This is a genomic window from Sphingomonas azotifigens NBRC 15497, from assembly GCF_002091475.1.
Taxonomy (GTDB): Bacteria; Pseudomonadota; Alphaproteobacteria; order Sphingomonadales; family Sphingomonadaceae; genus Sphingomonas; species Sphingomonas azotifigens.
The window spans coordinates 50,773-62,368 of sequence record NZ_BCTR01000001.1; the positions used below are offsets into that span (position 1 = coordinate 50,773).

Sequence of the window (11,596 nt, forward strand, 5' to 3'; positions counted from 1 at the left end):
CGAGCGGCAAAAAAGGTCCACATCGCCCCGCTTGCGACGAACCGCGCGGCCGCTAGGATCGGCGTCGATGTCCATCCCTGCGCTTCGCATTGCCGGCCTGCACAAGGCATTCGGCAAGCCCGTCATCACCGGCCTCGATCTCACCGTCGGCGCGGGGCAGCTCTATGCGCTGCTCGGCCCGAACGGGGCGGGCAAGACGACCACGCTGCGCATGGCGGTGGGGCTCACCGAGCCCGACCAGGGCAGCATCGAGATCTTCGGCGTCGATGCACGCGCGCAGCCGCAGGACGCCAAGGCGATCACCGCCTGGCTGCCCGACGAGCCGATGCTCTATGACAAGCTGACCCCGGCCGAATATCTCGGCTTCGTCGCCGGGCTGTGGCGGATCCCGCCCGGCCAGGCGGCGCCCGAGGCCGAGCGGCTGCTGCGCTGGCTCGAGCTGTGGGAGGTGCGCGACACCCGCTGCGAGGGCTTTTCGCGCGGCATGCAGCAGAAGGTGGCGCTGGCCGGCGCACTGATACACGATCCCCGGCTGCTGATCCTCGACGAGCCGCTGACCGGGCTCGACGCGGCGATGGCGCGGTCGGTGAAGGATGCGCTGCGCGCCGCGGTCGACCAGGGCAAGACGGTGATCGTCACCACCCATATTCTCGAGGTCGCCGAGCGGCTGGCCGACCGGATCGGCATCATCGCCGGCGGGCGGCTGCTCGCCGAGGGCACGCTGGAGGAGCTGCGCACGCTTGCCGGATCGGAAGACATGTCGCTGGAGGACACCTTCATCCGCCTGACGAGCCGGCCATGATCGGCTGGGCGATGCGGCGGCTGCCGCCCGGCAGCCTCGGCTGGCTGACGCTGCACGAACTGCGCGGCAATCTGCGCAATGCCGGGCGAAGCCGGGTGGGGCAGGTGGTCGGCGCGCTGTTCCTGCTCGGCTATACCGGGCTCGGCATCGGGCTGGGCCTGTTGCTGCAGGGGGTGCGGTGGCAGGCCGATCCCCTCGCCTGGCTGGTGGTGCTGGTCGCCACGATCCTGCTGTTCACTTTCATGACCACCCAGTCGCTGCTCGCCAGCCAGCGGACGCTGTTCGAGGCGGGCGACCTCGATCTGCTCTTTTCCGCCCCGCTCGATCCGCGCACGGTGGTCTCGGCCAAGCTGCTCGGCATCGCCGGCGGGGTGATGCTGACCTTCTCGATCTTCCTGCTGCCGATCCTGGGGCCGGTGGCGGTGCTCGGCCATCCCGAGCTGCTCGGTGCGCTCGCGCTGCTGGTGGCGCTCGCGCTGGTGGCGGCCTGTCTGGGGCTTGGCGCGACGCTGCTGCTCGCCCGTACCCTCGGGCCGCGCGCGGCCCGAACGCTGGGCCAGATCCTTGCGGCGCTTACCGGCGCCAGCGTGTTTCTCGCCACCCAGATCCTCAACCAGCAGGGCGAGCGCCGCGAGTCCGGCACGGTGCTCCTGTTCGAGGCGCTGCACACGCGGGGTTTCGGAAGCGGGCCGCTGAGCAGCCTGCCCGGCCGGGCGGCGTTCGGCGAGCCGCTGGCGATCGTGCTGCTGCTCGGCGGCGGGTGCCTGTTGTTCGCGGCGACCGGCTGGGCGATGCGCAACGCGTTCCTGCGCAGCTACCGGGCCGGCGGCATGCGCCCGGCGGGCAACCGCGCGGCGAAAGGCGGGATCGCCCGGCACTTCCACCGCGGGCTGTTCGCGGCGATCTTCGCCAAGGAATTGCGGCTGCTGCTGCGCGATCCGGCGCTGCTGTTCCAGCTGCTGCTGCGGATCGTCTACCTCGCGCCGATCGTGCTGATCGCGTTTCGCGACGGCCGGTCGCTGCCGCTCGCGCCGACGCTGGCCTTTACCAGCGTGGTGATCGCCGGCCAGCTGGTCTCCAGCCTCGCCTGGCTCGCCGCCTCGGCCGAGGACGCGCCCGATCTGCTCAAGGTCGCGCCGGTCGACAAGGACGATCTCGATTTCGCCAAGCTGATGGCGGCGATGGCGCTGGCCGCCCCGCTGGGCATGCTGCTGCCGCTGGCGATCGCGATGGAGACGATCCCCGGCGCGCTGATCACCTTGCTGTTCACCGCCGGCGCCGGCGGCGCGGTCGGCTATCTCGAGGTGGCGCATGCCCAGCCGGCGCCGCGCTCGACCTTCCAGCGGCGGCAGAAGGGCGGCGGGATCATCCGCAGCCTGGTCGAGTTCGTGATCGCGCTGCTGCTGGGGCTGGCGGCGGGGGTGCTGGTCTATTTTGTCTGAGGCCGGAGCGCGCGGCGCGCCTCCTCGGTCACCGCATAGACCGCATGGCGCTGGGCGCCGCGATTATGGTGGTCGACGCGGAAGCCCTGATAGTGGCGCCGCACCAGCCCGGCGCGCACCAGTTCCGAGACGGCGCGGCTGACATTGGTCCGCCCCGACAGGCGGATGCGGTGCTGCACCTCGGCGGCGATCGCGCGTTCGGCTGCCTCGGGATCGGCGGGCAGCGTGCCGGCCTTTTCCAGGTCGGCGCGGGCACGGGTCGCCAGCCGCTTGCGGCGCGGATCGCGGCGCGCGACCGGCGTCAGTGCCTCGCTCAGCCAGTCGCGCACCGGCAGCCGGCGGCCCTCGCGTTCGATCCACGGACCGGCCCAGCCGGTGCGGTCGCTCGCCTGGGCGATCAGCTGGAGCACCATGAAGCTGTAGCGCGGCCGCTCGCAGGTTTCGCTCAGCCGGTCGAGCACGGCCGGCAGGTCCATCGCTGGGGCGGGGGAGGCCGCATCCGGCGCGGCGCGGGGGGCGGCGGCGAAGAGATCGGGCTGGAACATAGCAGGAATCTAAGCACATCGCGATTCGCCTGTGAATCCCCTCTGTGCCGTGCCCACCAGTTGGACCAGCCATGGCACTTTGCCCGGCGGACGGCGAAGGGCCGCGCGTGGCACTTTACCCGCCGGTAAAGTGCCACGACCGGCAGGCCCATGGTGGATTGGCCCCGGACTAGGCGCGGGCGCGACGACGCGCTAGGATCGGGCACGGCGCGCATGGTGGCGGGTCGTTTCCGCTAGCCTTGACGAGCCTGATATTGAACGACCGCCAGCCCTCCACCCTCGTCGCGACTTCGGCCAGCGCCTGGTCGCTGCCACGGGCGGAGGCCCGCATTTCCATCGGTTTCTCGCCCGGACAGGTCCGCATCACGGCGATCCTTACGGTCGCGGTCTGCGCGCTGCTCCTGTGGGCGGCGGGACTGCGCGTCGATCCGTTCGCGCACAGCAACATCCCCTATTATGCCGTGCTGGCGCTGGGACCGGCCCTGCGCGCCTGGTGCCTGCGCGATGCGCGGCGCTGGAGCCTCGTGCTCGCCGACATCGTCGAATATTACACGCTGTTCATGGCGATGGCGCTGGTCGGCGCGGTGAGTTCTTACCCCATCGCGGCGATGAGCGACGGCTTTGCCGATGCCGGCCTGCAGCGGGTCGACGAACTGCTGCAGTTCGACTGGCTCGCCTGGTACCGGCTGGTGGCCGCGCACCGCACGCTGCAGCTGCTTGGCATCGCCGCCTATCAGAGCATTTTCCTGACGCCTGCGCTGCTGCTCGGCTGGTTCGCGCTGACCGGGCAACGGCGCGAGGCGCATCGCTTCCTCGCCGCCTTCGGCATCGCCGCGGTGATGACGCTGGCGGTCTATAGCCAGATGCCGGCGGTGGGGCCCTTCTCCTATCTGTGGCACGGCCCGATCCCCTATATGCCGGTCAGCGAGCTGTGGCAGCCGGACCTGATCCCGCAGCTGCGGGCGCACACGCTGACCGTGGTGGATGTCGGCCAGCTCCGCGGGCTGGTCTCCGCGCCGAGCTTCCATGCCGCCTCGGCCACGCTCTATATCGCCGCGGCCCAGCGCTGTGGGCCGCTCCGCTGGTGGCTGACCGCGATCCCCTGCGCGATGCTGCTGTCGACCCCGGTCGAGGGCACGCATTATCTGATCGACCTGATCCTCGGCGCCGGCATCGCGCTGATCGCCTGGTTCTTCGCGACGCTGCTGATGCGCCGGCGCGTTCGGAAGGCGCTCGCGGCGGGTTGATTATCCTGCCGCGCTAGGCGCGGGCAAGGAACTCCGGCGGCTATGCGAAGGAGGGCTGGTGCTCCGCGTCGTTCGGCGGTCTGCCGCGGTTTCGACATCGGGCGAGAGGTGCCCATGGTGTCGCGCCATCGGCGTGAGCCCTGCCGCGAGGATGGCTTCCAGGCAGCGCGCGACCGTGCCGTGGTAGAGCGTCTCCGGCGGGTTGCGATGGCCCGTCCAGATCCCCGCTGATGGACTGGCCCTGTCTTGTCCGGATGCGGGTGCTATAGCCGGTGATGCCATGCCGGCGTTTGGGAACGGCTGTTCGACGCGGTGACCGCCGACCGGGACGATCCATATCTGATGCTCGACAGCACCATCGTCCGCGCCCACCAGCAGGCGGCGACCGGAAAAGGGGCGCGCGCGACCAGGCGCTGGGGCGTTCCCGAGGGGTCTAGCTACTAAGGTCCACATGCTGGACGACGCTCTCGGCCGCCCGCTGCGTTTCGTCCTTACGCCCCCGGTCAAGTACCTGGTGAAGCTGCCTCGCAGCAACCAAGATTGTACGTGGCACTATCAGATATCGTATAACATATTTGCTTGTGTGCCGGAGTTGCGATAGCGTGAGAGAATCAAAAGCGCAAAGCTGGGGGTTAACCATATGAAATATAATTCTGCGTGGGTCCGTTGTGGCGTTTCGTTGGTTGCGTTGTCGCTTTCGGGGACGGCGTTGGCGCAAGCGCAAACGCAGGGTGCAACGCTCCTCCAGCAGGACACGAGCAGTGTTCCCGCCAGCGCGGACGCGGGCGGCGCGAAGGATTCGGACAAGGACAAGGACAGCGCGGACCTGATCGTCACGGGCACGCGCATCATCCGCCCGAACATGACGAGCAATGCGCCGATCACCACGGTCGATGCAACCTATCTGAAGGAGCGGGGCCTCGCGCGCATCGAGGACGCGCTGGCGCAGCTGCCGCAGGTCACCCCGATGCTTGGCATCCAGGGCGCGACTTGGACTTCGGGCGCGGCGCCGGTGGGCCTGCGCCGGCTGGGCGCCGGACGCACCCTGACCCTGCTCAACGGGCAGCGCATGGACAATGACGTCAACATCATCCCCGGCGCGCTGATCGAGCGGATCGACATCATGACGGGTGGCGCCTCCGCGGTCTATGGCTCGGACGCGATCGCGGGCGTGGTCAACTTCATCGTCAAGCGCAAGTTCAACGGCATCGCCTTTGACGGCGAAGTCAGCGGCTTCAACCACAACAACAACAGCAAGCTGCTGACCGATGCCGCCGGGCGGGCGGGCTATCCGGCGCCGAGCGGCTATTATCTGGGCGGCGGCAACTATTTCGCGTCGCTCGCAGCCGGCAAGTCGTTCCTCGGCGACCGCGTCAATATCAGCGCCTTCGCGACCTACAAGAAGGCCGATCCGATCCAGTATCGCGATCTCGACATCACCAACTGCCCGCTGCTGATGTTCGATCCGACCAATGTGAGCGCCGGCAACACAAAATGGTCGTGCGACGGCACCACCTACAACCCGTACAACTATTTCTCCGTCAACGGGCAGGACCTGACCAACGCCAAGGATGGCTCGCGCAGCTTCCGCCCCTATGACCTCGCCGACGAAGTGCGGATCCAGCGGGTCGATTCGGTGCAGCGGCGCAACGAAACCTTCAACGGCGGCGGCTTCCTGACGGTCGAACTGCCGCAGGGCATGCGGCTGAGCGGCAGCTTCCTCTACAGCCGCCTCGTCGAGACCGGCCGCAACTCGGTCGACGGCGGTCTGTGGACGCCCACCGCGCCGGTCAACTGCGACAACCCGTTCCTCGGCCAGCAGCAGGCCCAGGTGATCTGCGGATCGGCAGCGGGGACCACCGCGCTCAGCGATCCCATCTCGCTGTCGCTGTTCCGGCCGGGCATGTTCCAGAACTTCCGCAACACCACGACCGACTGGCGCGGCGCGCTGACGCTGTCGGGCAAGATCGTCGACAAGATCCGCTTCGAGCTGGGCTACCAGCAGACGCGCAACGTGATGGAGGGCTCGGCCGATCATATCTGGTATGACGACCTGCCCAACCGCATGGCCCGCGGGCTGCAGGTGCGCAACGTCAACGGCACGCCGACCTGCCTGTCCAAGATCAACGGCACCGATCCGAACTGCCAGCCGATCGATGCCTTCTCGTCGACCTCGTCGATCAGCGACGCGGTGTATAGCTGGCTGACGGCGGACGGCAGCCGCCGTCAGCAGAGCGACCTGAAGGTGATCAACGGTGTCATCTCGGGCACGCTCGAGGATTACGGTCTCAAGAGCCCGCTGGCCGCCAGCGGCATCGGCTTCGCGATCACCGGCGAGTATCGCAAGTATCGCAACCAGTCCGAAGGCTTCGGCGCATGGTCGAACTTCACCACCTATGACGGCCGCACCACCGTGCGCGAGCTGGGCGGCGAAATTGACATTCCGCTGATCGAAAACCGACCGTTTTTCAAGGAACTGAGCGTCAACGGCGGCTACCGCATCTCCGATTACGACGTCTACAGCAAGCTGGTGCACAGCTGGAAGGCCGAGGCGAGCTGGGCGCCGCTCGACGGGCTGCGCTTCCGCGGCAGCTACAACCGCGCGGTGCGTGTCGGCGTGCTGGAGCGGCTGGAGGGCGAGAATCGCTACCCCAATTCGTCGTTCCTCGACCTCTGCGCGCCGCCGCGCGCGTCGGCGAACGGCAACGGCCCGAAGCGCTATACCTTCGAGCAGTGCTCGATCGGCATGACCCGCGCGCAATATGACGCGCTGACCAGCTACACCGGCTGCGACTCCAACGGCTTTTGCCCGACCACCCTGGTCAATGGCGGCAACCGCGACCTGCAGCCGGAGCGCTCGCGCAGCGTCACGGTGGGTGCGGTGATCCAGCCGCGCTTCTTCCCGGGCTTCACCGCGACCGTCGACTATTACGACATCATGATCCGCGGCGCGTTCGAATGGACCCGTATCAACATGGCGTTCAGCCAGTGCTACGACAACAAGGTCCAGTTCTTCTGCCAGTTCTACAAGCGTGACCCGCAGACCGGCGTGCTGCTGGTGGCCGATGCCCGCTACAACAACTCGGGCTACACCGCGACGCGCGGCATCGACTTCTCGACCAACTATGCGCTCGATCCGAAGCGGCTGGGCATCGCTGACCATCTCGGCACGTTCAGCCTGAGCTTCAACGGCACGCTGACGACCAAATATGAACGGCAGTTCGCGCCGGGCAACATCCCCTGGTCGTGCCTCGGCTATTTCGGCTTCTCGTGCGGCGATCCGATGCCGCGCTGGCGCCATGTCGCCGGGCTGCAATGGCAGCTGCCCTGGGTCAAGGGCGGGATGGGCGTGACCTGGCGCTATACCGGGCCGACGCGGATCTCGAAGCTGTCGACCAACAGCGTGCTGGCGGCGGCGCCGGGCCAGACCTACCCGCTCGCCAGCCACATCCCGGGCATCAGCTATTTCGACTTCAACTCGAACGTCACGCTGGTGAAGGGGATCGACCTGCGATTCAACGTGCAGAACCTGTTCGACAAGGATCCGCCGCTGATCGGCATGGACCCGAGCTATAACATTGGGTCGTACTTCAATACCTTTCCCGCCTATTACGGTGTGCGCGGGCGCACGCTGCGGGTGGGCATCTCGGCCCGCTTCTGACGAAACGGCCGCCCGGCATGCCGATGCCGGGCGGCCTTTTGCCTTGTGGTGCTCGCCGGCCGGCGTCGGCGAGCGCTACCGCCGATCGCAGGACGGAACGGCCGCCCGGTGCCGCGCGGACGGCGCCACCGGCCGGACCGCGAGCGCTTCCCATTCCTGCACGCCGACCCCGGCATAGACACCCTGGTACCCCGAGGCATCGAACACCGCACGCAGGCAGCGGGTGGTGACCGGTGCGAAGCGCAGCTCGACGAACCGATCGGCGCGCGGGGCGACGCCGTCGGCACCGGGCACCGGCTTCCATCCCTGCTGCCAATATTCGAGGTGCCAGCGGGCGGGCGGAGCGATGCCCGCGCGCGCGCCGGCGGGGTGATCGGCGAAGAAGCGGATGCGGCTGGCATCGAGCGTCACCGGCGCGGGCCAGCGATATTCGATCCAGGGACGCGCAGGGTTGGTGCCGGTCCAGCTCGCCCACATGTCCGGCGGCAGCGGGCTCTCGCGCACGATCCCGTCGTTGAGCGCTGCGATCCAGTATTGCACTCGCAGCGGCAGGTTGGACGCCGTCGCCGTCGCGCCCGGCGCGACGTTGCGGCTGGGGCGTGCCGGTGGCATCGGCCGGCGCGTCGGCGTGACGGGGCGGATCGCGGCCGGGGTGACGCTGTCGTCCCAGGTCAGCGGATCGAGCGCCACCGAGCGCCGGAAATGCCCACCGCCGACGGCATCGGCGGTGTGATAGGCGAGGTACCAGCGGCCCTTGAACGCGATCGCGCCGGCATGCGAAGTGGTCGACGACACCGGCTTGAGCACCACGCCGCGATAGGTCCAGGGGCCGAGCGGCGTGGGCGCGGTCGCGTAGGCCTGGCAGGCATGGTAGATCGCCGGGGTGCACGGGCTGTCGGGGCCGGCATTGTTGGCGGCGTAGAGCAGGTAATAGGTGCCGCGCCGCTTCATCAGCCAGGGTGCCTCGAAGAAGCCGGTCGCGCCCTCGATCCGATGCTCTGAGCCCCGGACGGTGACCATGTCGGGCGCGAGCTCGACGGCACGAAGGCGACCGAAGGTACCCCAGTAGAGAAAGACGCGGCCGTCGTCGTCGATCCATATGGTCGGGTCGATATTCTGGATATCGTTCGGCACCGGCACTGTCTGCGAAAGGATTGGGCCGGCGGGGTGCGCGTCGCGCCACGGGCCGGTCGGGCGGTCCGCGACGGCAACGCCGATCGCGAACCGGTCGGCGGTGCCGGGTGCTGCGGTACGCTCGTTCTGCAGGACGGCGGCGTAGAGGTAGAAGCGGCCGTCGGCGCCCTTGGCGATCTGGCCGGCATAGGCGCGACCGGGCTCCGCCCAGGCGAACAGCGTTTCGGGGCGGGCAATCGCCGGGATGTGCTGCCAGACACCTTTCGCAGGGTCGGTGGTGGCAAGCAGCTGCCATTCGTTCATGATGAAATCGTTGATCCCGATCGGCGCCTCGTCGCGCCCGGCGAGGATCCACAGCGTGTCGCCGTCGACAAACGGTGCCGGGTCGGTGCTGTACGTGCGGCCGTCGGCGAGGATGGGATTGCCGGGGCTGCGCAGCGTGCGCGCGGCGGTGTCGCGCTGCGCCGCGGCGGGGTTGGGGAGAATTGCAACCAGCGGCAGCAGGCCGCGCAGGGCGCGGACTGGAGAGGCGGATGGCTGGGTTCTGGGCATGGAGAGGCGCTCGCGGTATGAAGGTGCACACGCGCATTCCGGCGGTCGACGCGCGCGGGACGGGAAGTGCAGCCATGCAGCACAAAAGATCGGCCTTCGTCAAATATATTATACGATCGGTCGGGGTGGCTATGGGGTGCTGATTCGTGCCGATCCTGCGGTGTGACGGGTCGGAACTGGCACTCGGTTGAAGCTCGCAGTTGCAACATGGGATAATACGGTATACGAAGTTGGGGACCCCAAGGAGGAAAGCATTCTCATGACTGCAGCCAAGACGCTTTGGACCGGCGTCTATCCCGCGGCGACGACCCAGTTCGCCGAGGATCTTTCGATCGATCTCGAAGCCACCCAGCGCACCCAGACCGCGCTGGTCGATGACGGCGTCGACGGCCTGATCCTGCTCGGCACCTGTGGCGAGAACAATTCGCTCGAGCCCGACGAAAAGCGTCTCGTGCTGAAGGCGGGCGTCGAGGCGGTGGGCGGCCGGGTGCCGCTGGTCGCCGGCGTTTCCGAATTCACCACCGCTCGCGCCATCGACTATGCCCGTGATGCCGAGAAGATCGGTGTCGATGCGCTGATGCTGCTGCCGGCGATGGTCTATGTGCCTAAGGCCGAGGAACTGGAGGCGCATTTCCGCGCGGTGGCGGCGGCGACCTCGCTGCCGATCATGCTCTACAACAACCCGCCCGCCTATCGCGTGTCGATCGGCACCGATACGCTGGACCGCCTTACCGACGTGCCGAACATCGTCGCCGTCAAGGAAAGTGCGCCCGATCCGCGCCGCTTCACCGACCTGTTCAACCGCTATGGCGATCGCTACACGCTGATGGCCGGGCTGGACGACGTCGCGCTTGAAGGCCTGTTCCTCGGCGCCTCGGGCTGGGTCTCGGGCCTCACCAGCGCCTTTCCGGAAGAGTCGGTGCGGCTGGTCGCGGCGTTCAACGAAGGCCGCTTCGACGAGGCACGCGCGATTTATCGCTGGTTCATGCCGCTGCTCCACCTCGATGCGGAACATGACCTTGTCCAGTCGATCAAGCTCGCCGAGCAGATCATGGGCCGCGGCAGCGAGCGTGTCCGCCTGCCGCGTCTGCCGCTCTCGGGTGACCGCCGCGCGCAGGTCATCCGTTGGGTTGAGGAAGCCGCAGCGACGCGGCCGAGCCAGCGCCAGGCAAAAGCGGCCTGATCGCGTCCATGCGCCACACCTTCTTCTGCATCGACGGCCACACCGCAGGCAACCCGGTGCGGCTGGTGGCGGGCGGCGCGCCGCTGCTGCGCGGCGGCGACATGCTGGCGCGGCGCGCCGATTTCCTGGAGCGGTTCGACTGGATCCGCACCGGCCTGTGTTTCGAGCCGCGCGGGCATGACATGATGTCGGGCGGGTTCCTCTACCCGCCCACCCGCGAGGACGCCGATTGCGGCATCCTGTTCATCGAGACCTCGGGCTGCCTGCCGATGTGCGGGCACGGCACGATCGGCATGGTCACCTTCGGGCTGGAGCACGGGCTGATCACGCCGCGCACGCCGGGGCAGCTGCGCATCGAAGTGCCGGCGGGGGTGATCGACATCGCCTATGGCATGGGGGGCGACCGGGTGCGCTGGGTGCGCATCCGCAACGTGCCCGCCTATGTCGCCGCGCGCGGCATCGAGGTGGAGGTGCCGGGCTTCGGCCCGCTCCGTATCGACGTCTCCTATGGCGGCAACTACTACGCGATCATCGAGCCGCAGGGGCCGTACACCGGCCTCGATGATCTCGGCGCCTCGCGCATCGTCGAGCTCAGCCGCACGATCCGCGCGCTGGTGCGCGATAAGGTGGAGCCGGTCCACCCGCTCGACGACCGCATCCGCGGCGTCAGCCACGTCCTCTGGGCCGACAAGCCGAAGGGCGAGGGGGCCGATGGCCGCAACGCCGTTTTCTACGGCGAACGTGCGATCGATCGCAGCCCGTGCGGCACCGGCACTTCCGCGCGGCTCGCGCATCTCGAGCAGCAGGGGCGGCTGAACGTCGGCGACCGCTTCGTCCATGAAAGCTATATCGGCAGCCGGTTCATCGGCCGGGTCGAGGAAGCGGTGATGGTGGGCGACCGGCCCGGCATCATTCCCTCGATCGAAGGCTCGGCGATCGCCACTGGTTTCAACACTATCTGGATTGACCGCGAGGACCCGTTCTGGGCCGGCTTCTCGGTCGTCTGATCACACAAAAATCTGGGGGAGCG

General features: G+C 68.2%; 9 protein-coding genes and 1 pseudogene. 7 read left to right on the top strand and 3 right to left on the bottom strand.

Annotated elements, in window-relative coordinates:
* The first annotated feature begins 67 nt into the window (after window positions 1-67).
* The gene (locus SAZ01S_RS00190) at window positions 68-802 is read left to right on the top strand and encodes an ABC transporter ATP-binding protein (protein WP_084578875.1); all 735 of its coding nucleotides are present in this window, start codon (window positions 68-70) and stop codon (window positions 800-802) included.
* Entirely contained in the window at window positions 799-2,244 is a 1,446-nt protein-coding gene (locus SAZ01S_RS00195; protein ID WP_245824441.1) for a putative ABC exporter domain-containing protein, read from the top strand. The genes SAZ01S_RS00190 and SAZ01S_RS00195 overlap by 4 nt, the downstream gene beginning before the upstream one ends.
* On the opposite strand, the gene SAZ01S_RS00200 is transcribed toward SAZ01S_RS00195, so the two are convergent.
* Complete coding sequence (locus SAZ01S_RS00200) at window positions 2,232-2,789, bottom strand: hypothetical protein (RefSeq protein ID WP_084578877.1); 558 nt, start codon at window positions 2,787-2,789, stop codon at window positions 2,232-2,234. The two genes, SAZ01S_RS00195 and SAZ01S_RS00200, sit on opposite strands and share 13 nt — an antisense overlap.
* A 254-nt stretch (window positions 2,790-3,043) precedes the next feature.
* Between SAZ01S_RS00200 and SAZ01S_RS00205 the strand changes: the two genes are divergently transcribed.
* Entirely contained in the window at window positions 3,044-4,036 is a 993-nt protein-coding gene (locus SAZ01S_RS00205; protein WP_245824443.1) for a phosphatase PAP2 family protein, read from the top strand.
* Here the strand turns inward: SAZ01S_RS00205 and SAZ01S_RS24635 are convergent, their stop codons facing one another.
* Complete coding sequence (locus tag SAZ01S_RS24635; RefSeq protein WP_218017987.1) at window positions 4,037-4,318, bottom strand: RNA 2'-phosphotransferase; 282 nt, start codon at window positions 4,316-4,318, stop codon at window positions 4,037-4,039.
* Between SAZ01S_RS24635 and SAZ01S_RS24335 the strand changes: the two are divergent.
* Both SAZ01S_RS24335 and SAZ01S_RS00215 read left to right on the top strand, forming a co-directional pair.
* Window positions 4,319-4,532 (top strand): annotated as a pseudogene (locus SAZ01S_RS24335) (IS5-like element ISNeu3 family transposase); the annotation flags it as partial.
* Between the two features lie 213 nt (window positions 4,533-4,745).
* The gene (locus SAZ01S_RS00215) at window positions 4,746-7,697 is read left to right on the top strand and encodes a TonB-dependent receptor domain-containing protein (RefSeq protein WP_167693020.1); all 2,952 of its coding nucleotides are present in this window, start codon (window positions 4,746-4,748) and stop codon (window positions 7,695-7,697) included.
* Window positions 7,698-7,772: 75 nt separating this feature from the next.
* Here SAZ01S_RS00215 and SAZ01S_RS00220 read toward each other — a convergent pair whose 3' ends face one another.
* Complete coding sequence (locus tag SAZ01S_RS00220; protein WP_084578883.1) at window positions 7,773-9,383, bottom strand: family 43 glycosylhydrolase; 1,611 nt, start codon at window positions 9,381-9,383, stop codon at window positions 7,773-7,775.
* A 259-nt stretch (window positions 9,384-9,642) separates the two neighbouring features.
* Between SAZ01S_RS00220 and SAZ01S_RS00225 the strand changes: the two genes are divergently transcribed.
* Together SAZ01S_RS00225 and SAZ01S_RS00230 are read left to right on the top strand one after the other, a co-directional pair.
* Entirely contained in the window at window positions 9,643-10,566 is a 924-nt protein-coding gene (locus SAZ01S_RS00225) for a dihydrodipicolinate synthase family protein (protein ID WP_084578885.1), read from the top strand.
* Between the two features lie 8 nt (window positions 10,567-10,574).
* A complete protein-coding gene (locus SAZ01S_RS00230) occupies window positions 10,575-11,573 on the top strand; it encodes a 4-hydroxyproline epimerase (RefSeq protein ID WP_084578887.1) in 999 nt (332 codons plus the stop codon).
* Window positions 11,574-11,596: the final 23 nt, after the last annotated feature.

Excerpts from the sequence above, each read along its gene's own strand:
- SAZ01S_RS00190 (WP_084578875.1), top strand. The coding sequence starts at position 68 with ATGTCCATCCCTGCGCTTCGCATTGCCGGCCTGCACAAGGCATTCGGC.
- SAZ01S_RS00195 (WP_245824441.1), top strand. The coding sequence starts at position 799 with ATGATCGGCTGGGCGATGCGGCGGCTGCCGCCCGGCAGCCTCGGCTGG.
- SAZ01S_RS00200 (WP_084578877.1), bottom strand. The coding sequence starts at position 2,789 with ATGTTCCAGCCCGATCTCTTCGCCGCCGCCCCCCGCGCCGCGCCGGAT.
- SAZ01S_RS24635 (WP_218017987.1), bottom strand. The coding sequence starts at position 4,318 with ATGGCATCACCGGCTATAGCACCCGCATCCGGACAAGACAGGGCCAGT.
- SAZ01S_RS00220 (WP_084578883.1), bottom strand. The coding sequence starts at position 9,383 with ATGCCCAGAACCCAGCCATCCGCCTCTCCAGTCCGCGCCCTGCGCGGC.
- SAZ01S_RS00225 (WP_084578885.1), top strand. The coding sequence starts at position 9,643 with ATGACTGCAGCCAAGACGCTTTGGACCGGCGTCTATCCCGCGGCGACG.
- SAZ01S_RS00230 (WP_084578887.1), top strand. The coding sequence starts at position 10,575 with ATGCGCCACACCTTCTTCTGCATCGACGGCCACACCGCAGGCAACCCG.